Raw genomic sequence first — 22069 nt, 5'->3', positions numbered from 1 at the left:
TATATAATGATGCCTTTAATATTTTAGCATGTTAATAATTCGATTAAAATAATTATTCTATATAAGTAGTTTCTAATTTCATACGTAAGAAAGGTGTGCCATTAAGTGTTTTTTTAATGGAAAAGAAGGTATTTGAGTGATTTATGAGAATTATTAATTTTGAAATAAGAGAAGTGGCATAATTAGGGGGAAAAGAATGAGTAAATTTGGGTTGTATGGTAAGTTTATTGTGGAAGAAAGTAACCGGGAAGAATTAACGAATATTTTGCTAGAGGCTGCGGAATCGATGAACTCACTTCAAAGTTGTGAGGTGTATATTGTAAGTACTTCTGATGACGAGCCGAATGCTGTATATGTTTTTGAAGTATGGAGTAATGAAGAGGCACATAAAGCATCTTTAATGTTAGAGTCTACACAAAATTTAATTAAGCGAGCAAAACCAATGATTACTGGAGCAGAAAGAATTAGCACTTTGAATGCTAGAGGCGGTAAAGGGTTGGAATAAAAAAGAAGCAGCATCCATCTGGATGCCGCTTTTTTTTATTCTATTTCTAAATCAACAATTAAGTAAGCGAGTATCACAACAAAGAAAATGCTAACGGCTGGTGCTGTTAATACGTGTCCAGACATAAAGCCGATACCGAGCGATAAGACGAGTGTGCTAGCTAGTAGCATATGTTTTACGCTAAATAGTTTCTTGAAGTTTGTGATCAAGCGAATGAATATTTTTATACCGAAATAAAGAAGCGGCAGTAAGTACATAAGGAAGCCGACAATTCCGAATGCGAAGAATAGATCGTGGAAATCCATTTCGACTAACTTCATTTTCGTTGTATAGTTACCAGCGTAGCCCATTCCAAATAATTTTTGAGATAGTGGTGCGTCTTTATAGTATTGTTTATATACTTTTAAAAACTTGTCGCGATCACTGTAAATTAAACTCTTCATTTCAGAGTCCGTTAGTTCGCCTTCTTTATGTTCTTCTTCTGTAATTACTTTTCCTTCTTTTCGGTCTTTTTCTTCTTGTACTGATTTTTTGTATTCATATATTTGTAAATGGATGGTCATGTTTTTTGCGATAGGAGTTTGCGGTGTAAGTACGAGTAATCCTCCTAATACGACAGCGACAACAATTGTGTTTACAAGATATGTGAATCCTTTTCCTTCTTTTTTACGATGTATCATATATTCAATGAATAAGAAGAAAAGGGCGATACCAAGTGTAATAACGATGGCACCATAGCCTACTTTTGTTCCAATCATAATGCTTGCATACATCGCAAGTACTGTCGGAATCCAGTAATACGCTTTTGAGAAAGAAGTTGTTTTATGAACCGAGTATAAGACAACGATTGGGAACATAATTGCGAAAATGGAACTTAAATCATTCCCAGCAAAGAACCATCCTCTGGAACCGATTTTTGAATTCGGATAGCTTGGAAAATCTGTACCAGTTGCCATAGCTGCGATGATTGAAATACTTAAAATCAACGTTGCATATAAGAAATACGTAATGATTTTATGAAACGCATATTCGTTATTTTTTAATTCTTTTAGTGCGATAATATATCCAAACAGTAGTACAATTGGATATACACTTTTCAAAATAAATTTCACTTCTTCTCCAAATGAAACTGGAGATTTGACCATTAAATTATTCACAAGGCCGATTGCGAGTACGATGCCCAATACACATAAATAAAGAATATATTTTTTCGCGCCTTGTTGTTTATGATGAAGAAGTAGATAACCTAATGCAAGAAGCATAAAGGCGAAACGGACTACGATTCCGACTGTTGCGCTCATGTGTAATACATAGATTGAAAAAGACGTTAATAAATCTAAAATTGGTTGAAACACAATGAATAGCAGTAGGAAATGCGGGAAGTAGTTATCCGTTTGTTTAAACTTAGTAACCATATATTCCTCCATTTCTTCATTCCGTTATTTCAGCACCCCTCTATATAATAGGAAGGGGAATGAATTTCTATATTTGTTTTTTATATCAGACTTAAGAATACACCATTTCATTGTAATGGTAAATAGATGAGAAGAGGCGATAAACCGACTTTAATTGCTATATTTTTTAACGAAATTGTTTGTTTTATGCAAGGATATATACACATTGCGAGATTATTAGACAGAAAATTAAGAAAAAAGAAGGATTTTTTACCTCCTTTCTATAATTATATAAGTATAATCTTTATCCCACTTTAATGGGCAGTAAGATCCCCACCTCAAAATGCAGCGAAAGCAAAGAAGTTAGGTAGGGGCCGGGCTGTCCATAAAAGTCCGATTGGTTCAACTAATAATCAGTGGGGGATGAAGAAAACCCCCACTGATTAAAGTTTCACTTTATGTAGAAAAGAGGGGTATATAATGGAAGTAACAAGTAAAACAGAATCTGTTGTTGTGAAATATGAAGGGCGCGTTGCAACGGTTATGGTCAATCGCCCAGAGGTGTTAAATGCATTAGATGAGCCAACGTTAAAAGAGCTATTACAAAAACTGAAAGAAGTAGCGGAGAGTTCTGCGCATATTGTTGTGCTGTGCGGGAACGGCCGTGGTTTTTCTGCGGGTGGAGATATTAAATCGATGCTTTCAAGTAATGATGAAAGCAAGTTTGATGGTATTATGAATACTATTTCTGAAGTTGTTGTAACTTTATATACGATGCCGAAGCTTGTGATTAGTGCGATTCATGGACCAACTGCTGGTCTTGGATTAAGTATTGCCTTAACAGCTGACTATGTGATGGCGGATATTTCATCCGTTATTGCGATGAACTTTATTGGAATCGCTTTAATTCCAGATGGCGGCGGCCATTTCTTCCTTCAAAAGCGCGTCGGTGAAAATATGACGAAGCAAATTATTTGGGAAGGAAAGAAATTATCAGCAACAGAATCGCTTGATATCGGCCTAATTGATGAAGTAATCGGTGAGGATTTCCAAACGGCTGTGAAGCAAAAAATTAGTGAATGGTCACAAAAACCGATTAAAGCAATGATTCAAACGAAGCAAATTTTATGTGAAGTAAACCGCTCTAATTTAGAACAAACATTGCAGCTTGAAAAACGCGGCCAATATGCGATGAGACAAACAGCGGATCATAAAGAAGGCATTGCTGCATTTTTAGAAAAGCGTTTGCCTGCATTTAAAGGAGAATAAAGTGAAATTTTGATTAATGGTAGGTTTACTGCCGGTTAATTTAAGGTAAAGGGGAGAAAGTGCTAACACATTTTAGTATAATTGTGTTAGCACTTTTTTTTAGGAGTAATATATGAAGAAATTTATTGGTGTTATCGGCATAATTGTAATAGCGTATTATGCGTTGCATAGTACACCATCTATGGCGGTGCGAACTGCTTTGTTTTTTGAAGGACATCCAAGCGTTGCGTTCTCTGGCGAAGTGACGAAAGAAAAAGATGTGAAAAAAGAAGCAATTCCAGCTGAGTACCAAACTTTATATGGTAAGGAAGAAGAATCAGAACACTATTTTTTTCCTCACGTAAGGGCACATGGATCAGGAATTGATATGCTGAGTGCATGCGTGAAGAAAAAATGGTTTTTCTATACAGCAGAGCTCGGATGTTATTAAACATAGGAGGATGAATGATGTCAGCATATAACAAATTAGTAAGAGATCGTGTTCCAGAGAAGATTTTGATGTCTGGAAAAACATATACAGCACAAAAATTAACAGGACACGCATACATACAAGCTTTAGCGAAAATTGGTACAGAAGAAATTCGTGAATTTGCTTCTATGAAAGAGCGTGAACATGCGCTTGATTCTCTTGCAGATGCACTGGAAGTAATCATCTCATTAGCGCGTGCAGAAGGTGCAACAATTGAAGATGTAGAACGCCTTCGTAAGCAAAAAGAAATAGAGCGCGGTGGATTTGAAAGAGGCATTTATTTATTAGATGTTTCAGAAGAATAGTTTCGTAGGGAAAGCATAGCGTTAGTGAGTAACGCTATGCTTTTTTGTTGCAATTAAACTAATCATGAAGAAGATAGCTGTTAATACCCAGCCAATTGTAATAGAAGTAGTAGTGTGAACTGCATAAGAAACTTGTAAACAAAATAATGATGCTAAAAACCAAATGAGTGCAATGTGTATATATTTTTTTGATATATTCATAGTTTATATCTCCTTTTGTATACTAAAAAGAATTTTACCGCAATTTAGAAAATTAAGCTATATGAGTAGAGGATTTATAGTAAATTCGGTATACTGAATAGTAGAGAAAATGAGGAGGAAACGACAATGGAACATCATACGAAAGAAACGATGGAATTGATTAAGGAGCTTGTCTCTATTCCAAGTCCATCTGGAAATACAGAGAAAATCATCCGTTTTATTGAAAACTATGTAAGTGAGTGGAACGTAGAAACGAAGCGTAACAATAAAGGCGCTCTTATTTTAACGGTAAAAGGAAAAAATGATGCACAACATCGTTTATTAACGGCACACGTTGATACGTTAGGTGCGATGGTGAAAGAAATTAAGCCTGACGGTCGTCTGAGTCTTTCTATGATTGGTGGATTTCGATGGAACTCTGTAGAAGGGGAATATTGCGAAATTGAAACATCGAGTGGCAAGACGTATACAGGGACGATTTTAATGCATCAAACATCTGTGCATGTATATAAAGATGCAGGTGAAGCGAAACGCGATGAGAAAAATATTGAGGTTCGTATTGATGAGCGTGTCTTTTCAGCTGATGAAGTACGTGAATTAGGAATTGAAGTAGGAGACTTCGTTTCATTCGATCCGCGCGTTCAAATTACAGAGAGTGGATACATAAAATCACGTCATTTAGATGACAAAGTAAGTGTTGCGATTCTATTAAAATTAATTAAGAGATTACAAGATGAAAATGTAACATTACCATATACAACTCATTTCTTAATTTCTAATAATGAAGAGATTGGATACGGTGGTAACTCTAACATTCCAGAAGAAACGGTTGAGTATTTAGCCGTTGATATGGGAGCGTTAGGTGATGGACAAGCATCTGACGAATATACGGTATCTATTTGTGCAAAAGACTCTAGTGGTCCATATCATTATGCACTGCGTAAACATTTAGTAGAGCTTGCGAAAACGAACAATATCGAATATAAAGTAGATATTTATCCTTACTATGGATCGGATGCGTCAGCTGCGATTCGCGCCGGATTTGATGTGAAACATGCATTAATTGGAGCGGGTATTGATTCTTCTCATGCATTTGAGCGTACACATGAAAGTTCGATTGCTCATACAGAAGCACTTGTTTATGCATATGTATTATCAGAGATGATTGCAGAATAAGAAAAGAAATAGGCTACCTCTAGTAGCCTATTTTTTGTTTGCGGAGAAATCGGCTTTATTTAACAAAAAGTAAATTGATTGTATTTTATTTTACGATATTAAGAAAGTAGGTTTACTACATAATTCGAGTATTATAGAATAATAGAGGCGCACTAATTTTTTTTGTTCGAATTTACCATAATTTATATATTAAGATTACGCGTTATTAAAAGATGATTGTCGAGAGGAGTATTATTTTTTATGAAGTATCGTGCAGTCGCGGCAGGTATTTTAGCCGCAAGTTTATTATCGTCTCCAATAAGTAGTTTCGCAGCAGCGAAGAAGTTTTCGGATGTTCCTACATGGGCGCAAGAATCAGTTAATTATTTAGTAGAAAAAAAAGCGCTTGATGGAAAGCCAGATGGAACGTTTTCTCCATCTGAAGCAGTAGATAGAGGATCAGCTGCAAAAATCATAGCAGTCGTTCTTGGTTTACCGATTGATCCAAAAGCAAAACCATCTTTTAAAGACGCACAGAGCCATTGGGCAGCACCGTACATTGCTGCAGTGGAAAAAGCAGGTGCAATTAATGGAGATGGTACTGGTAATTTCAATCCATTCGGAAAAATGAACCGTGCATCTATGGCATCTATGTTAGTACAAGCGTACTCATTAGATAAGAAAATTATTGGAGAACTTCCAACACAGTTTAAAGATTTGGAACCTCATTGGGGTAAGAAACAAGCTAATATTTTAGTAGCCTTAGAGATTTCTAATGGTACGGGAAATGGCTGGAATCCTGAAGGAACTGTAACTCGTGCAGAAGCAGCTCAGTTCATTGCGAAGGCTGATGGAAATAAAACAAATACATCAAAAAGAATGTATATGAACAGAAACTTTATTACATATCATCAACCATCATTATCATCTGGTATTACTGACGTTCAGCATAAGCCACAAATGGTTGAAGTGAAAGAGCAAAGAGCAGACGGCTGGTTAAAAATTGTAACAAGTAAAGGTGAGAAGTGGACACCTCTACAAGAAAAAACAGAAACGATTAACCAAGACTTTACTGCATATGAAACAGCTTCACATGGATCTAAAGTGCTAGGTACATATGGTGCACAAACAGTAACGATTATGGAAGAGAGCGGCAGCTGGATTCGTATCCGCGTAGGCGCTGGATTCCAATGGGTTGATAAAAATCAATTAAACCCAGTGAAGCAAGGTAACTTCCTAGAAGATAAAGCGATTATTATTGATCCAGGTCACGGTGGAATGGACTCTGGTAATCCTGGTTATTATGAGAAAGAAAGTCAAACCGTATTAGATGTATCATTGCGATTAAAGAAAATATTTGAGCAAAGAGCACCATTTACTGTGATGTTCACTCGTACAGATGATACACGCCCAGGAACAAGTGGTCCTGATTCATTAAAGAAACGTGTAGAATTTGCACAGGAACATAATGGAGATATTTTTGTAAGTATCCATGCTAATGGTTCTACAGATAAAGATGGACAAGGTACAGAAACATTATATTATAAGTCAGCAGCGCCAAGAGCAACGAATCCACATGTACAAGACAGTATTTTATTAGCAAAGAAAATTCAAGCTCGTCTTGTAGCGGCACTTGGAACAAAAGATCGTGGTGTGAAACATCAGGACTTATATGTAACTAGAGAAAATACAATGCCAGCTGTACTAACAGAATTAGCGTTTGTAGATAATAAAAATGATGCAGATAAAATTGCTACACCAAAACAGAGACAAGCTGCAGCAGAAGCGATTTATCAAGGTATTTTAGATTATTACGAAGCAAAGGGTAATAACGTATCTTCTTTCCGTTAATAAATAAAAAGAGATTGCCAATAGGCAGTCTCTTTTATTTATTAACGTTTCTCTTTATTTCCGGCATGTGATATCATTTAATTTTACGTTAAAAAGATATTCGAATAATTGTAATCATAATAATTTTAAACGATAAAGGATGATAATAGATTGAGTAATCATAGTACAACACCTGCATGTATATATACGTATGCGTTTCGTGAGGAGGAACGTGCTTTATGTTACTTGGAAATGCGCTCGTTCTTTGGAATGGAGTCTCACGTTAATATTTTGAAAAGTGATGTCAAAATTGAACCGAGTAGAAGTGCGTTTATAAAAGAGCGCGTTGAGGTTATGTATGAAGGGGACGACTTAGAAAGTATTCTAAAACAAGTGGAACAAATTGATTTGGCGGGGGCGTCATTTAAAGTTATCTTCGTTAAAATCAATGACCTTGGGAAAGAAAATAAAATTGAATATGGGGAAAGACGTCTCATTGAACGCGACCTCGGTATGCATATTGAAGGAGAAGCGGATGTGCGTAATCCAGAGCGTGTATTCGGGATTGTTCCTCTTGGAGGACGCTGGTACTTCGGACACTATGTAGAAAGTGAGCCAGTTTGGTATCATCACATAAAAAAACCGCATAGTTATTCGACCTCTCTTAGCACACGTGTTGCGAGATCTGTTGCCAATATTGCTGTACCAAATCCAGATGGAGTACGAGCAATTGACCCGTGCTGCGGTATTGGAACAGTAGTAGTAGAAGCACTTTCTATGGGGATTAACATCGTTGGTAGAGATATAAATCCACTTGTAGTGCTTGGAACGAGAAAAAACATTGCACATTTCGGGTTTGAAGGAACAGTAACAAAAGGTCCAATCGAGGAAATTACTGAGAACTACGACGTTGCAATTATCGATATGCCGTACGACTTATTTACGCATGCAACACCAGAAGACCAGTTCTCTATTCTTTCAAGTGCGCGCCGCATCGCTAAAAAGGTAGTCGTTGTCACGATGGAAACAATGGACGACATGATCCATGAAGCAGGATTCGAAATTACAGATCGCTGTGTTACAAGAAAAGGATCATTTACTAGACAAATTCTTGTTTGTGAATAAGAAAGGAAGGTCACCCGTTTGGGTGACCTTTTTTGTTTGGTATTGATGTGTGATTGGTTGGTAGTTTAGGTGGAATTTGTCGGTAAGTGGATATCCTATGTCGAATCATCGATATCGTTACATTAGTATATTACTGTTCTTTTAATTTCTCTTGTTGTGCAAGTAATAAATTGCGTAAGACGTGCCCGCGGTAACTTTCTAGTTTTCGTCCTTCAAGATAGCGCACGCCTAATTTTTTTAATTCAGCTACGTACCAGCCCTTTGTTCCGTAATACATTGGATCACTTCCTTTTGCTTTTGAACAGTATATGTGGCGGGGGAAGAGAATTTTCTTTTTTATTTAGCATTAGGGAAACAAATTTGAAAAGCATGTAAGAAGAATACGATATCACTTCTATTTCTAGTTTATTAAAATAGGATTTATAGTAAGAATTTCGAAAAATATAAAGGGGGAATATGCTTGTTTCCAGGTACTTTATATGAAACACACGTTAAAACAAGAAATTTAGAAGTGGCAAAAGAGTTTTATACGAAACTTGGGTTATTTCATGCTCATACGATTGAAGAACGCCGTGTAGCCTTTTTTTGGTTTGATAAAGATAATAAGAAGGAACAAATGCTGGGCATTTGGGAGGTATCGGAAGAGGCGTTTCATACAAGTCACTTTGCATTCAAGGTTAACTATGAAGAGATCATTCATGCAAGAGAATGGCTTCTTAATAAAGGAATAAAACCAAGAGCCGCTTTCGGTCTTGAACCGTCTGAGCCTATGGTTCAGACGTGGACACCTACTGCAAATCTTTACTTTTATGATCCGGACGGTAATTCTTTAGAATTTCTATGTTTACTTCCTGAAAAGAAAAACGTAAAACAAGATGTCATGCATTTAAGTGAGTGGGAAAAATTGCCGAGTGACATATAAAGTGAAACTTTAATCAGTGGGGGTTTTGTTCATCCCCCACTGATTATCAGCCCTCACCAATCGGGCTTTTACGGGCAGTTGATCTCCCACCTAACTTCTTTGCTTTCGCTGCATTTTGAGGTGGGGGTCTTACTGCCCGTTAAATGCGGGATAAATTCGATTTTGGTACAAATCCTGCAAAATAATTAAAAAAGGAACCATAACTTTGCTCAAGTAGTGACGTTATGGCTTTTTTGTTTTGTGCGGGCTAATAATCACCCAATGTCTACTGTATAAAAAAATAGACAGTAGTGTATGCTTTTTTACACAATGTATACAAATTTATACCCTATGCGTTGGCATGATATTTGCAATAAAAAGAGTATCAACATATAGGGGAGAGATAGGAATGAAGGTTAGTAAAGTGTACACGACAATTGATGCTCACGTAGCTGGGGAGCCGCTTCGAATTATTACAGGTGGCGTGCCAGAAATAAAAGGAGAAACGCAGTTAGAAAGACGCGCATACTGCATGGAGCATTTGGACCATCTTCGCGAAGTTCTTATGTATGAACCGAGAGGACATCACGGTATGTACGGTTGTATCATTACGCCGCCTGCAAATGCACACGCTGATTTTGGTGTATTATTTATGCACAATGAAGGCTGGAGTACGATGTGTGGTCATGGCATTATTGCTGTTATTACAGTCGGAATTGAAACAGGTATGTTTGAAGTGACAGGTGAAAAACAAAAGTTCATTATCGACAGTCCTGCCGGGGAAGTCATTGCGTACGCAACATATAACGGGAGCGAAGTAGAGTCTGTATCATTTGAAAATGTTCCTTCATTTGTATACAAAAAAGACGTTCCTATTAAAATAGATGACTATGAATTTCAAGTAGATATCGCGTTTGGCGGAGCATTTTATGCGGTAGTAGATAGTAAAGAATTTGGTTTGAAAGTCGATTTCAAAGACTTATCTGCTATTCAAAAGTGGGGCGGTAAAATTAAGCACTACATCGAGAGCAAAATGGAAGTAAAACATCCACTTGAAGAAGGGTTAAAAGGAATATACGGTGTTATTTTCTCAGATGAACCGAAAGGGGAAGACGCAGCTTTACGAAATGTAACGATCTTCGCTGATGGGCAAGTAGATCGTTCTCCTTGCGGTACAGGAACTTCCGCAAGAATCGCAACTCTTTTTGAAAGAAATGCTTTACAAAAGGGAGAAATTTTCGTCCACGAATGTATTACTGACGGGAAATTCGAGGGGGAAGTATTGTCGGTAACGACAGTAGATACATATGAAGCTGTCGTTCCAAAAGTAACGGGGCATGCATTTATTACAGGATTCCATCAGTTCGTTGTAGACCCGAGAGATGATTTGAATCGGGGATTTTTGTTAGGATAGAAGGAGGAGGTGGAGAGATATGCTAGTCATAAGCGCGAACGAACAACGAAACTTAGTAAATATGAACGAAGTCATTGAATACGCGGCGCTTGCTTTAAAAGAATTTTCCGCAGAAAGAACGATCACACCAATACGCGGCTCATTACCATTTGCGAACGAGAAAAATACGGCATTAATTATGCCTTCAGTAGCGGAAGGACTTGAGGCACTTGGCTTAAAAGTAGTAACAGTAGTCCCCGAGAACAGAAAGCTAGGAAAGAAAACGATAAACGGAATTGTGATGCTATCAGACTTTCAAACGGGAGAACCGCTCGCACTATTAGAAGGATCCTACTTAACGATGATTCGAACAGGCGCCCTATCAGGAGTAGCGACAAAACATTTAGCTCGTCATAACGCAAAAACGTTGTGTATTATCGGGACAGGCGAACAAGCAAAGGGAATTGCTGAAGCTGTATTTGCGGTGAGAGATATTGAAAAAGTCATTTTATACAATCGAACAGAAGAAAAAGCGTATGCATTTGCACAATATATACAAGAGAGATTCAATAAACCTGCATATGTTCACACAAATGCAAATGAAGCAATAAGCGAAGCAGACATCATCGTCACAACTACGAATGCATCCACACCAGTCTTCTCAGAAAAACTACAAAAAGGCGTCCACGTAAACGCCGTCGGCTCATTCAAACCGAACATGCAAGAACTACCATCCCACGCCATCGCGGGCGCAAACAAAGTAGTAGTCGAATCAAAAGAAGCAGCACTAGAAGAAACAGGTGACCTTCAAGTTCCAATACAAGAAGGTTTATTCAAAGCAAACGACATCCACGCTGAACTCGGCCAAATCATAAGCGGAGAAAAAGCCGGCCGCGAAAATGAGGAAGAGATTACTGTTTTCAAATCAGTTGGTTTGGCGGTAGTGGATATTATTGTTGCGAAGTATTTGTATGAGAGAGCGGTGGAGAGCGGAGTGGGGAATAGGGTTGAGTTTTGAGGGACTGCCTTTTGGTGGTCTTTTTTTGTGCTGATATCAAATCATGAATTCAATGGGCGTATGAAAAAAACTGCACCTCTAACAAGTAGAGGTGCAGTTTTTTTACCATTCCCGCCATTCTTCTGTTATATCTTCTTCGGATTCTAAGCCAGCTATTCGTGCAGCTGAATCGATAAATTCATAGAGATCTTCTCTTTCCATTGTTTCGATAAAATGGTCATGTTCGATATTTAGTTCATTTATTTTAATAACGACCTCTTTAACAACTCGCATTACTTCGACTTCGGTTGGGTTCTCCCCTAATTGCTGCAAATTGTTAATGTAAGTGTCAAGAACCGTATTTGTTGCACTTATATTTTCTTCAGTGAAAAATTCCCCATCTTCATCATACTCAACCCATGAGGTTGTTGGTTTGTTTTTTTTCAATTCATCAAATGTCATGATAACCTCCTAAAAGTGTTTTTTGTCTTTAATTTCATTCTACATTTTCGATCATATAAAACAATTATTTTAGAGGGGTTTTCTGTAAGTTGATAGTTTTTTAACTCATTTTATGAGACTACTTATTAGTGGTCTTTTTATTTTCCCCGCCGCATAAATATAGTTTACCCCGCATTAACGGGCAGTAAGACTCCCACCTCAAAATTCGGCGAATGCGGAGGAGTTAGGTGGGAGATCAACTGCCCGTAAAAGCCCGATTGGTTCAACTAATAATCAGTGGGGGATGAACAAAACACCCACTGATTAAAGTTTCACTTTATCGCAAGAATGCATTAATAGATTATAAACTTTCTATCTTTGTGAAAAAGTTTGACTTTATATACGGGTAGTGGTAATTTAAAACCTATAAGAAAACTCGGTATTAATTCCGAGTTTTCTTATAGGTGTAAATAGTCGAGAGGGGTCGAAATATGAAAAAGAAGTTGTTTGCATTACCATTTGTCCTACTATTACTTATTGCATTAGCGGCTTGTTCTGGGGAGAAAGATTCTTCAAAGCAAGCAGGAACTAATACGTCGGGGACTCCGAAAGATGGAGGGGCGTTAACGATTGGTGTTAGTGATAATCCAGATACGATGAATCCGCTTTATGCGAATGATCGTGTGTCGTTAACTTTGCAGCAAGCTTTATATGCGCCGCTGTATCATATGGAAGACGGTAAGAAAAAGTTTGTTCTTGCTGAAAGCTTTACGCCTTCAGAGGACCAATTAACATGGACTTTAAAACTAAAGGATAATTTAAAATGGCATGACGGTAAGAAGATTACATCAGATGATATCGCATTTACATTCCAATCTATTTTAGATGAGAAGCAAAATAGTTCAAGTCGTGAAAACTTTATTTTTAAAGGAAAGCCGCTTGAGGTGAAAAAAGTGGATGAGCTAACGACTCAATTCGTATTACCACAAGTAAGTGCATCTTTTGAAGGTGTAATGAATGATTTCTTCCCAATCCCGAAACATGTATTTGAAGGGGAAGCAGATTTAGCGAAGAGTAAGAAAAACTTACAGCCTGTAGGATCAGGTCCATTTAAGTTTAAAGAGTATAAATCAGATGAGTACGTTGCATTAGATCGATTCGATGATTATGTAGGTGGTAAGGCTAAGTTAGACTCTATCGTATATCGCGTTGTAAAAGACCGTAATACAGCAAATGTTTCACTGCAAAATGGTCAAATCAACATGAAGATGATTGAGCCACAAGACTTTAAAAAATTAGATAGTACGGGAAAATTCTCAATGGTGACATTCCCTGAAGGTAGATTATTCTACTTATCTTATAACCAAAATACAGATCTTATGAAGAAAAAAGAAGTGCGCCAAGCAATCGCGCATGCGTTAGATAAAAAAGAAATGATTAACTCAGCATTCGTTTCTAGTCAATTTGCAGAACCAGCAAATTCAATCTTAACGCCAGACGCTATGTATTATGCAAAAGACATTAAAGATTATAAGTATGATAAGAAAGAAGCAAAAGATTTATTAGCGAAAGCTGGCGTGAAAGATAAAGAAAAAGTACGCGTGATGTATGTAACGAATAATAAAATTATGGAAAGTTTAGCGCTTTATACACAACAAAAATTACAAGAAGTTGGCTTAGAAGTTGAACTGAATGCATTAGATGCTAGTGCAGCAAGTGAAAAAAGCTTAGATAAAGCGAATAAAGAATATGATATTACATTCGGTGGTTACATAATGGGACCTGAGCCAGATTCATATAAGAGCTTATTCTTAAGTAATGCTGAATACAATTACGCACGTTATAAAAACGCTGATTTCGATAAGTTATGGGAAGAAGCTGCAGTTGAAACAGATAAAACAAAACGAGCAGAACTATACCATAAAATTCAAGAGACAGCTAGAGAAGACTTACCTTATCTACCAATCGCATATCCGAAAGCAGTTATTGCAGTAGATAAAAAGTTTGATGGATTGAAAGAAGCAAAAGCAATTCCAGTTACAATGTTTGAAGATTTATCTAAGATTTATGAAGTGAAATAGGAAACAGTAAAGAAGCTGGTGAAAATCAGCTTCTTTATCCCGCTTTAATGGGCAGTAAGGCTCCCGCTTTCAAACTCGGCAAATATGAGAAAGCGAGGCGGGAGCTCTGTTGATTAAAGTTTCACTTTATCCTGAGGGGGGAAGTTTGTGTATAAAGTAATTGCGAAGAGGCTTTTAAATGCAATTCCGCTTTTATTTGTTATTTCTATTATTTCTTTTCTATTAATAAAACTAGCACCGGGCGATCCGGTTCGAAACTTTGTCACGCCGAATATGAGTCCAATTGATGTCGAGCGTATTCGCACAAGTTTAGGACTAGATCAACCAATTTATATGCAGTATATTTTATGGTTAAAAAATATTTTAACAGGAAACTTTGGTTATTCACTTCAAAACCATCGTCCTGTTTTAGATCTTATTGTAGAAAGGTTACCTGCGACAATTGGGTTAATGGGATCATCTTTACTCGTCTCATTTGTAATCGCGATACCACTCGGACTATTAACAGGTGTGAAAAAGAATTCTATCTTTGATCGTGTTGTAAACTTTATCTCTTATGTAGGAATCTCGATGCCAGTCTTTTGGTTCGCTTTACTATTAATCTACTTATTCTCTTTAAAGTTGAACCTTCTTCCGAGTATGGGTATGCGTACAGTCGGTCAAGATTCCGTCTGGGATATTGTCCAGCACGGCATTTTACCTTGTATGGTATTAGCGTTCCAAAACGTTTCTGTTTATATGAGATATATTCGTTCAAGTACAATTCAGCAATTAGAAGAAGATTACGTACAAATTCAATATGCGTACGGTGCTTCGAAGAAAACAGTTTTATTTAATCACGTACTTCGAAACGTATTAATACCGATCATTACAATTTTCGGATTATCTATTCCGAGTTTAGTAGGCGGAGCGTTCATTACGGAAACAGTATTCTCATGGCCGGGACTTGGTTCGCTTGGAGTGAATGCTATTTTTAGATTTGATTATCCAATTATTATGGCAATTACATTACTATCATCCTTCATGTTAATTCTCGGTAACTTAATTGCTGATATTTTATATGGCGTAGTAGATCCGCGCATTCGAATGAGGGGGTGATTTGGAATGAATAATAGGAGATTTCAAACGATAAAAAGTAGTTTTACGAAAAATAAGTTTGTACTAATGGGAGTTATTATACTTGCGGTTTTAACGGTTGCATCGATATTCGCATTCGTATCACCGTACGATCCTAGTAAAATGTCGATTCCAGATCGTTTACAAGAACCGGGTATGAGCCATCCTTTCGGCACGGATGATTACGGAAGGGATTACTTAACGAGGGCATTATATGGCGGAAGAGTTTCACTTGCGGTCGGTTTTCTTGCAATGGTTGTTTCTATTACAATCGGAACTGCGGTCGGAACAATTAGTGGATATTTTGGTGGAAAGTTAGACAACTTCTTAATGCGAATTGTTGAAGTACTTATGTCAATTCCATCATTTTTCTTAATGCTGTTATTAAATGCTTATTTAAAACCAGGAATTACGACGTTAGTTCTTATTATTGGATTGCTAACATGGATGGACACTGCTCGTATTGTAAGGGCAGAAACGCTATCTGTAAAAGAGCGTGAGTACGTTTTATATGCAAAAGTATCAGGACAGAAATCACTCACAATTATTGTAAGACATATCATTCCCAACATTTTATCAACTATTATTATCGCTGCGACATTAACAATTGCGACATCGATTTTAATGGAATCATCACTTAGCTTTTTAGGTTTAGGTATTAGAGAACCAGATTCTTCTTGGGGTAGCATGCTAAACAATGCGCAAGGGTATATTGGCGAAGCTTGGTATTTAACACTCTTCCCAGGGTTCCTTATCCTTTTAACGGTACTTAGTTTTAACGTAATTGGTGAAGCATTGAAGAAAGCTTTCGCGCCAAAAGGAGCTGGAAATGAAAACTAAAGTGTTAAGTGAAAGGAGTGAGAAGCGTGTCTGAAAAACTGTTAGAAGTGAATAATTTAAAGACTTCTTTTTTCATAGAAAGCGGAGAAGTAGAAGCGGTTCGCGGCGTTACATTTCGTTTAAATAAAGGAGAAGTAGTCGGTATCGTTGGGGAGTCTGGAAGCGGAAAGAGTGTGATGGCGAAGTCCGTTATGTCTCTCGTTACATCACCAGGGAAAGTGAAAGAAGGAGAAATCCTTTTTCATAATGAAAATATCCTTTCTAAATCTGAAAAAGAATTGCGTTCTATTAGAGGAAATCAAATTTCACTTATCTCCCAAGATCCAATGTCTGCGCTAAATCCAGTCGTGAAAATTGGAAAGCAAATGACGGAAGTAATTATACGGCATCAAAAAGTGAAAAAGAAAGAAGCAGAGCAGATTGCGGTCAGTTTGTTAACACAAGTCGGTCTTTCTTCACCAGAAGAAAGGGTAAAACAATATCCGCATGAACTAAGCGGCGGAATGAAGCAGCGAGTTATGATCGCAATGGCGATGTCTTGTAACCCAGATCTTCTCATTGCGGACGAACCAACGACAGCGCTTGATGTAACGATACAAGCACAAATACTAGATTTAATGAAAAACTTAAAAAACGAAACGAACATGGCGTTACTTCTTATTACGCATGACTTAGGAATAGTCGCACAAAACTGTACACGCGTTATCGTTATGTATGGCGGGCTTATTATGGAAGAAGGACCTGTACTTGATATTTTCCAATCGCCGAATCATCCATATACGAAAGGGCTATTAAACTCTCTGCCGAAAATATCGAATGGCGTAAAAGAAAGACTCGCGCCAATTCAAGGTGTAACGCCAAACTTATTAAACCCGCCACAAGGTTGCCCATTCGCAGAGCGTTGCCCGCATGCGATGGACATTTGTGAAAAAGAACGTCCGCCATATTTTGAAATCGGAAACGAAAGACGTTCTATGTGCTGGTTAAACGATAAGACAGTAGGTGAATCACATGCATGAAGAAAACTTAATTGAAGTTCGGAACTTAAAAAAGTATTTTCCTATTAAAAAGGGGCTATTCGGCAGAAAAACAGAGCAATTAAAAGCAGTCGATGACTTAAGCTTCACAATTAAAAAGGGTGAAACATTCGGATTAGTAGGCGAATCAGGCTGCGGAAAATCAACGACAGGAAGAAGCATCATTCGTTTACACGATGTCACTTCAGGTAACATCCTATTCGACGGAAAAGACATCGCAAGTTTAAAGGAAAGTGAACTAAAAGAGTATCGGAAAAGAATGCAAATCATTTTCCAAGATCCATACGCATCATTAAATCCGTCGATGAACGTATTCCAAATTATTAGCGAGCCAATGAACATTCACGGTTCTTACGAAAAAGAAGAACAAAAAGAAATCATTTTAGACCTTCTAAAAAAGGTAGGTTTAAAGGAAGAACACTTATATCGCTACCCGCACGAATTTAGCGGAGGTCAGCGCCAGCGCATCAGCATCGCGCGCGCACTATCTGTAAAACCAGATTTCATCCTATGTGACGAACCAATCTCAGCACTTGATGTCTCAGTCCAAGCACAAGTCGTAAACATGCTGCAAGACATCCAAGAAGAAACAGGCGTCACATACTTATTCATCGCACATGACCTATCCATGGTAAGACACATATCAGACCGAATCGGAGTCATGTACTTAGGAAACATAGTAGAAATTGCCGACAGCGAAGACCTATACACAAAACCGGCACATCCATACACACAAGCACTACTCTCATCCATGCCAGAACCAGATCCAACAAACATAGGCAAAGAACGGATTATCCTAGAGGGAGAAGTACCGAGCCCACTCAACTCACCATCCGGCTGCAAATTCAGAACGCGCTGCAAATTCGCCACTGAAAAATGCGCACAGGAAGTACCGAAGATGGTGGAGATTGCGAAGGGGCATCAAGTGGCTTGTCATTTGTTTTAGAGTGGGGGAAAGCATTGGGGGGGACCCGGTGCTTTTTTTCTTTGTAGGTGAACGTGATGTGGGATTGGTTGTTAGTTTAGGAGATAACGCGCTCGAAATTTGTCGGTAAATCGATATGTTGTGTCGAAACGTTGATATGTTCGGAGTTACGATCGATATAATCGAATAATCGTTGATATATTTTTTTAAAGAGTGGGATTGGTTGTAGATTAATGTAGAAATTTAATGTTTTCGAAAAAAAGAATTGACTTCTATATTAGTTGTAACTAAAATTGTTACATAAAGATGTAATCAATTTAGTTACAACTAATATCTGCTAAAAATATGATTTATATATTTAATTAAGGATGGTGGTCCATACGTTGCCACCCGGTGTAGAAAGTTACTAACACATTCAAATCAATGCATATTCTAAGCTTTAGTATTTTCTGTTACGGGGCAATAAGGTGCAACGTTATCTTTTGTTAAAAACCTTGGTGGATCTTTCTTTGGAAATATTAGTTTTGGGGAAATATAGTAAGGTATCTAAAAAAGAACAAGGTATAAAAAGATGTACTTATATAAACCAAAAATTTAGTTGAGCTGGATAATAAAAAAAGGTAGGAGATTTAAATGGAGACGAAACAAGATAACCTTATTTACGTATGGGATGCATATTGTGGATGGTGCTATGGTTTTTCAGAAAGTATTAAAGGATTTTACAAAAACCACACTGAAGTGCCATTAACGGTTTTATGTGGAGGGTTATTTTTAGATAATTTACCAATGAAAAACTTCTCATATATAGAAGAAGGAAATAAAAGAATTAATCAACTTACAGGTGCTGAATTTGGTCCTTCATATCAAAAATTGGTGGAGGAAGGGACTTTTAAAATGAATTCGAAAGATGCTGCAATTGGCTTTTCAGCTTTACGCTCATTAGCGCCAGACCGTTTATTAGAATTCACTTCGGCTATGCAAAAAGCGTTTTATTATGAGGGCCAAAGTCTGAGTGATCCTGAAACATATCGCAAAATTGCAATCGAGCATGGTTTGGACCCTGAACAAGTATTAGAACGTTTAAACGCTCAAGAAACAATAATAGATGTCCAAAATGATTTCAATAAAGTTCGACAGCTTGGTGTTAATAGCTATCCTTCCTTACTTTTACAAAAGGATAATCAAATTATTCCTATTGGTGGTGGCGTAATGACGCCGGATAAAATTGAAGCGCGTTTTAAAAATTTATATTAAGAAAATTTAGGATATAGTAGCAAACATGTTATCTTAGGCCACCTGACATTCATCTCCGTAATATTCGCCAGTACTATTACACTTTCAGATAAATGGGAGTGGGAGATTTTATCGGAACAAGATAAAAATATGATAATTAGTTAATAACTTTAACAAAAGGAGAATAACATACTATGTTTAAAACAATCGATACAAATCAAAAAGATGTGAAATTAACGGTGTTTAGTTCGGACGAAAAAAGCTTTATGGTCACAGCAACATTAGTTGAGAAAGCAGGACATGCATTTTTAATAAACTCAAAATTTACTCAATCTGATTCGAAAGAAATTGTAGAGTATTTGAAAAAAAACAACTTATCTCTAGATAAAATCTTTATTATTCATGGGGATCCAGACTACTACTTTGGATTAGAAAATATTAAAGCTGCTTACCCAGAAGCTATAGCGTATGCTACGGAGTCTACTGTTGAACATATCGTTCATTCTGTCTTAGGGAAATTAAAAGTTTGGAAAGACGCCCTTGGAGAAAATGCGCCAAGTAACGTGGTATTACCTCAAGTGTTTAAAGAAAAAGCGATTGATTTTCAGGGGTTAACATTTGAACTAGTAGGCTTAGATCATTACAGAACTAGCTTATTTAATAAAGAGCTGAAAGTATTAATTGGTGGTATTGATGTATTTAACGAAATACATGTATTCTTAGCGGATACTAGCTCAAAAGCGGCGATGGAGGCGTGGATTGAGAACTTGAAAGTGTTACAAGCATTACATGCTGACATAATTGTACCAAGCCATGGATCAATCGAAAAATCTCTAAATAATCAAGCACTTACTGCGACAATGGATTATTTAAGAACTGCGGTTCAAGCTTCTGAGGAAAGTGGAACTTCAAAAGATTTTGTGGCAAAACTTGAAGCAGCATATCCAGACTATGCAAATAAAGGTGTATTAGAATTAAGTGCAAAAGTTGTAACAAAAGAAATGCCTTGGGGTTAATGATATGAATAAATATCAAAAACTATTACATGAAACGTATGTGTTAACTGGCGAAGGGAAATTGGATGCGTTCAAAACGTATTTAAGTGAAAATGTATCTTGGACAGAAGCTGCTGGGTTTCCATATGCAGGTACTTATATAGGTCCAGATGAAGTAGTGAAAAACGTACATGAACGTCTTGGCACGGAATGGGATGACTATAGCGCTAAAGATGAAATTTATACTTTTAATAACAATACTGTTATTGTGTATGGAAAATATAGTGGAACATATAAAGCTACAGGGAAGTCATTTGTAGCAGATTTTTGTCATCTTTATAAGTTTGATGAGAACGATAAGGTTAAGAAGTTTATTCAAATTGTGGACAGTGCAACTGTTAATGAGGTATTAAGTTAGAGTTAATCGTTTCTAATATGCCTTGTATAGGGGGAGGATAAATGAAATTCCTAACATTACCCCTGACATTACATTTTTGGGAAGGTTTCTCCTTCTTCAAACTTTTTATAGAAGAAAACTTATTTAAGTAGAAGAGGTAGGTATATATGAAATTAGAGAAAAGTTTAATCATAACAATTATTTCTGTATTTATTTTAGGAGTAGTTTCGACTTTGGTATATCAAGCTTCCACCGGTAATAACAAAGGGAACTCAATAAAGAGCGAGAATGTTGCTTCTGTATCAAAAGAAGTGAAAGAAAATGAAAAGAATAAAAAGATGGTAGTTGATTTCTATAATGAAGTTTTTAACAAACATAATATCGATATTATCCCTAAATATGTTAGCGAAGATTATAAGCAACATAATCCTTTTGTTGCTGATGGACGAAAAGCCTTCATGGATTTCTTTAAGGAGGATTTTGTTAAAAATCCTAATTCCTCTGCAGAGATTAAACGTGTAGTAGCTGAAGGGGATACAGTTGCTCTTCATGTACATTCTCGTACTAATTCTCAAGATAAGGGAGTTGCTATAGTGGATATATTTCGTATCAAGGATGGAAAGATTGTCGAACACTGGGATGTAATTCAAGAGATTCCAAGTGAAGCAGCTAATGATAATACGATGTTTTAGATAGAAGATATATTTAATAATTGTTTAATTGATAGTGCTGTATAGAATTTAGAAATTTAGATAAGTAAAGGAGATGTCCTAGTACCATGCCTGGGACATCTCCTTTTTGTTTTAACGAGATTTAATTTATTGTTACTTGTATTTTTTTATGTACTACTATTCGATTACACATCATTTCAGGCGGTTTTCTTTTATCCCGCATTAATGGGCAGTAAGATCCCCACCTCTTTTAATTCTTCAATTAATAAAAAGTTTGCTTTCAAATTAGAAAGGGTTAGTCCCTTACACCCAAAAACAAAGGGGAACTCAATTATTCAAATTCATATAAAGTTTCAATCTTGTCTAAGCATCCATTAGGATATACAATGGATCATCTATTTTTCTTTACATAATCTCCAGATGCAGTCCATATCAACTATAGATTCTTGTCTTATGCTAAATGTAATCAAAAAGCAAGTAGATAAAGATAATGACTAAAACATTAACTCTAGATACTTTTTTGATGAATATTACAAATAAACAGGAGGTAATGAAAAATGATTAAAACATTATTAGCAGGAGCACTTTTAAGTACAGGATTGGTAGCGGGAGGTGCAGATGATGCGAAAATGGACAATTTAAAGTCAAATGAAGGTAGTTCAAATCAAGTAATTACACAGAGTGTAGATGGAACAACGTCTTTCTCACAAAACTTTGATTTACCTAAAGATGCAGTGCCAGCAACTCCTAAAGGAAACGCAAAAACAGTTGAAAGAACAGAGGGTACAG

At 36.8% G+C, this 22069-nt stretch carries 22 protein-coding genes and 2 pseudogenes; 20 read left to right on the top strand and 4 right to left on the bottom strand.

Annotated elements, in window-relative coordinates:
- The first annotated feature begins 196 nt into the window (after nucleotides 1-196).
- A complete protein-coding gene (locus MR113_RS20985; RefSeq protein WP_242256639.1) occupies nucleotides 197-505 on the top strand; it encodes a putative quinol monooxygenase in 309 nt (102 codons plus the stop codon).
- A gap of 35 nt (nucleotides 506-540) precedes the next feature.
- Here MR113_RS20985 and MR113_RS20980 read toward each other — a convergent pair whose 3' ends face one another.
- Complete coding sequence (locus MR113_RS20980; RefSeq protein WP_242256637.1) at nucleotides 541-1920, bottom strand: O-antigen ligase family protein; 1380 nt, start codon at nucleotides 1918-1920, stop codon at nucleotides 541-543.
- A gap of 459 nt (nucleotides 1921-2379) precedes the next feature.
- On the opposite strand from MR113_RS20980, the gene MR113_RS20975 reads away from it, so the two are divergent.
- The 3 genes from MR113_RS20975 (at nucleotide 2380) to MR113_RS20965 (ending at nucleotide 3942) form a co-directional block, all read left to right on the top strand.
- Nucleotides 2380-3168: an enoyl-CoA hydratase gene (locus MR113_RS20975; RefSeq protein WP_242256635.1), complete on the top strand. Its 789-nt coding sequence runs from the start codon at nucleotides 2380-2382 to the stop codon at nucleotides 3166-3168.
- A gap of 112 nt (nucleotides 3169-3280) precedes the next feature.
- The gene (locus MR113_RS20970) at nucleotides 3281-3598 is read left to right on the top strand and encodes a hypothetical protein (protein WP_242256633.1); all 318 of its coding nucleotides are present in this window, start codon (nucleotides 3281-3283) and stop codon (nucleotides 3596-3598) included.
- Between the two features lie 17 nt (nucleotides 3599-3615).
- The gene (locus tag MR113_RS20965) at nucleotides 3616-3942 is read left to right on the top strand and encodes a nucleoside triphosphate pyrophosphohydrolase (protein ID WP_001277346.1); all 327 of its coding nucleotides are present in this window, start codon (nucleotides 3616-3618) and stop codon (nucleotides 3940-3942) included.
- 21 nt (nucleotides 3943-3963) lie between these two features.
- On the opposite strand, the gene MR113_RS20960 is transcribed toward MR113_RS20965, so the two are convergent.
- Entirely contained in the window at nucleotides 3964-4143 is a 180-nt protein-coding gene (locus MR113_RS20960) for a hypothetical protein (protein WP_242256631.1), read from the bottom strand.
- A 126-nt stretch (nucleotides 4144-4269) separates the two neighbouring features.
- Between MR113_RS20960 and MR113_RS20955 the strand changes: the two genes are divergently transcribed.
- The 3 genes from MR113_RS20955 (at nucleotide 4270) to MR113_RS20945 (ending at nucleotide 8253) form a co-directional block, all read left to right on the top strand.
- Complete coding sequence (locus tag MR113_RS20955) at nucleotides 4270-5319, top strand: M42 family metallopeptidase (RefSeq protein WP_242256630.1); 1050 nt, start codon at nucleotides 4270-4272, stop codon at nucleotides 5317-5319.
- A gap of 240 nt (nucleotides 5320-5559) precedes the next feature.
- Nucleotides 5560-7149 carry an N-acetylmuramoyl-L-alanine amidase gene (locus MR113_RS20950; RefSeq protein WP_242256628.1) on the top strand — a complete coding sequence of 530 codons (1590 nt, stop codon included), beginning with the start codon at nucleotides 5560-5562 and terminating at the stop codon, nucleotides 7147-7149.
- A gap of 150 nt (nucleotides 7150-7299) precedes the next feature.
- The gene (locus MR113_RS20945; protein WP_098871262.1) at nucleotides 7300-8253 is read left to right on the top strand and encodes a TRM11 family SAM-dependent methyltransferase; all 954 of its coding nucleotides are present in this window, start codon (nucleotides 7300-7302) and stop codon (nucleotides 8251-8253) included.
- Between the two features lie 130 nt (nucleotides 8254-8383).
- Here MR113_RS20945 and MR113_RS20940 read toward each other — a convergent pair.
- Nucleotides 8384-8565 (bottom strand): annotated as a pseudogene (locus MR113_RS20940) (YflJ family protein); the annotation flags it as partial.
- Between the two features lie 148 nt (nucleotides 8566-8713).
- Between MR113_RS20940 and MR113_RS20935 the strand changes: the two are divergent.
- The 3 genes from MR113_RS20935 to MR113_RS20925 all read left to right on the top strand — a co-directional run bounded on the left by MR113_RS20935 (nucleotide 8714) and on the right by MR113_RS20925 (nucleotide 11565).
- On the top strand, nucleotides 8714-9175 hold the full coding sequence (locus MR113_RS20935; protein ID WP_242256626.1) for a VOC family protein: 462 nt from the start codon (nucleotides 8714-8716) through the stop codon (nucleotides 9173-9175).
- Between the two features lie 388 nt (nucleotides 9176-9563).
- The gene (locus MR113_RS20930) at nucleotides 9564-10568 is read left to right on the top strand and encodes a proline racemase family protein (protein ID WP_313895083.1); all 1005 of its coding nucleotides are present in this window, start codon (nucleotides 9564-9566) and stop codon (nucleotides 10566-10568) included.
- 19 nt (nucleotides 10569-10587) lie between these two features.
- Nucleotides 10588-11565 carry an ornithine cyclodeaminase family protein gene (locus MR113_RS20925; RefSeq protein ID WP_242256621.1) on the top strand — a complete coding sequence of 326 codons (978 nt, stop codon included), beginning with the start codon at nucleotides 10588-10590 and terminating at the stop codon, nucleotides 11563-11565.
- 102 nt (nucleotides 11566-11667) lie between these two features.
- On the opposite strand, the gene MR113_RS20920 is transcribed toward MR113_RS20925, so the two are convergent.
- On the bottom strand, nucleotides 11668-12006 hold the full coding sequence (locus tag MR113_RS20920) for a hypothetical protein (protein ID WP_242256619.1): 339 nt from the start codon (nucleotides 12004-12006) through the stop codon (nucleotides 11668-11670).
- Between the two features lie 470 nt (nucleotides 12007-12476).
- Here MR113_RS20920 and MR113_RS20915 point away from each other — a divergent pair, with 470 nt between their 5' ends.
- The 10 genes and pseudogenes from MR113_RS20915 to MR113_RS20870 form a co-directional block, all read left to right on the top strand.
- Nucleotides 12477-14066 carry an ABC transporter substrate-binding protein gene (locus MR113_RS20915; RefSeq protein WP_242256617.1) on the top strand — a complete coding sequence of 530 codons (1590 nt, stop codon included), beginning with the start codon at nucleotides 12477-12479 and terminating at the stop codon, nucleotides 14064-14066.
- 147 nt (nucleotides 14067-14213) lie between these two features.
- Nucleotides 14214-15164, top strand: a complete 951-nt coding sequence (locus MR113_RS20910; RefSeq protein WP_242256616.1) for an ABC transporter permease — start codon at nucleotides 14214-14216, stop codon at nucleotides 15162-15164.
- A gap of 6 nt (nucleotides 15165-15170) precedes the next feature.
- On the top strand, nucleotides 15171-16022 hold the full coding sequence (locus MR113_RS20905) for an ABC transporter permease (protein ID WP_242256614.1): 852 nt from the start codon (nucleotides 15171-15173) through the stop codon (nucleotides 16020-16022).
- Nucleotides 16023-16048: 26 nt separating this feature from the next.
- On the top strand, nucleotides 16049-17041 hold the full coding sequence (locus tag MR113_RS20900) for an ABC transporter ATP-binding protein (protein ID WP_242256612.1): 993 nt from the start codon (nucleotides 16049-16051) through the stop codon (nucleotides 17039-17041).
- The gene (locus MR113_RS20895; protein WP_242256610.1) at nucleotides 17034-18005 is read left to right on the top strand and encodes an ABC transporter ATP-binding protein; all 972 of its coding nucleotides are present in this window, start codon (nucleotides 17034-17036) and stop codon (nucleotides 18003-18005) included. Before MR113_RS20900 ends, MR113_RS20895 begins: the two co-directional genes overlap by 8 nt.
- Nucleotides 18006-18617: 612 nt before the next feature.
- A complete protein-coding gene (locus MR113_RS20890; RefSeq protein WP_000448622.1) occupies nucleotides 18618-19238 on the top strand; it encodes a DsbA family protein in 621 nt (206 codons plus the stop codon).
- Nucleotides 19239-19411: 173 nt separating this feature from the next.
- Nucleotides 19412-20233, top strand: coding sequence for an MBL fold metallo-hydrolase (locus tag MR113_RS20885; protein WP_016082679.1), 822 nt, complete (start codon nucleotides 19412-19414; stop codon nucleotides 20231-20233).
- A gap of 4 nt (nucleotides 20234-20237) precedes the next feature.
- A complete protein-coding gene (locus MR113_RS20880; RefSeq protein WP_001046367.1) occupies nucleotides 20238-20630 on the top strand; it encodes a nuclear transport factor 2 family protein in 393 nt (130 codons plus the stop codon).
- A 146-nt stretch (nucleotides 20631-20776) separates the two neighbouring features.
- Complete coding sequence (locus MR113_RS20875; protein WP_000764214.1) at nucleotides 20777-21301, top strand: nuclear transport factor 2 family protein; 525 nt, start codon at nucleotides 20777-20779, stop codon at nucleotides 21299-21301.
- A 536-nt stretch (nucleotides 21302-21837) separates the two neighbouring features.
- Nucleotides 21838-22069, top strand: a pseudogene (locus MR113_RS20870) (alpha-ketoglutarate permease); the annotation flags it as partial.

Origin of the sequence: Bacillus cereus group sp. BfR-BA-01379 (assembly GCF_022663605.1) — a bacterium.
In the GTDB taxonomy this organism is placed as follows: Bacteria; Bacillota; Bacilli; order Bacillales; family Bacillaceae_G; genus Bacillus_A; species Bacillus_A mobilis.
Note: the sequence above shows the minus strand (reverse complement) of the source record. Positions and strands in the feature narration are given on the sequence as shown.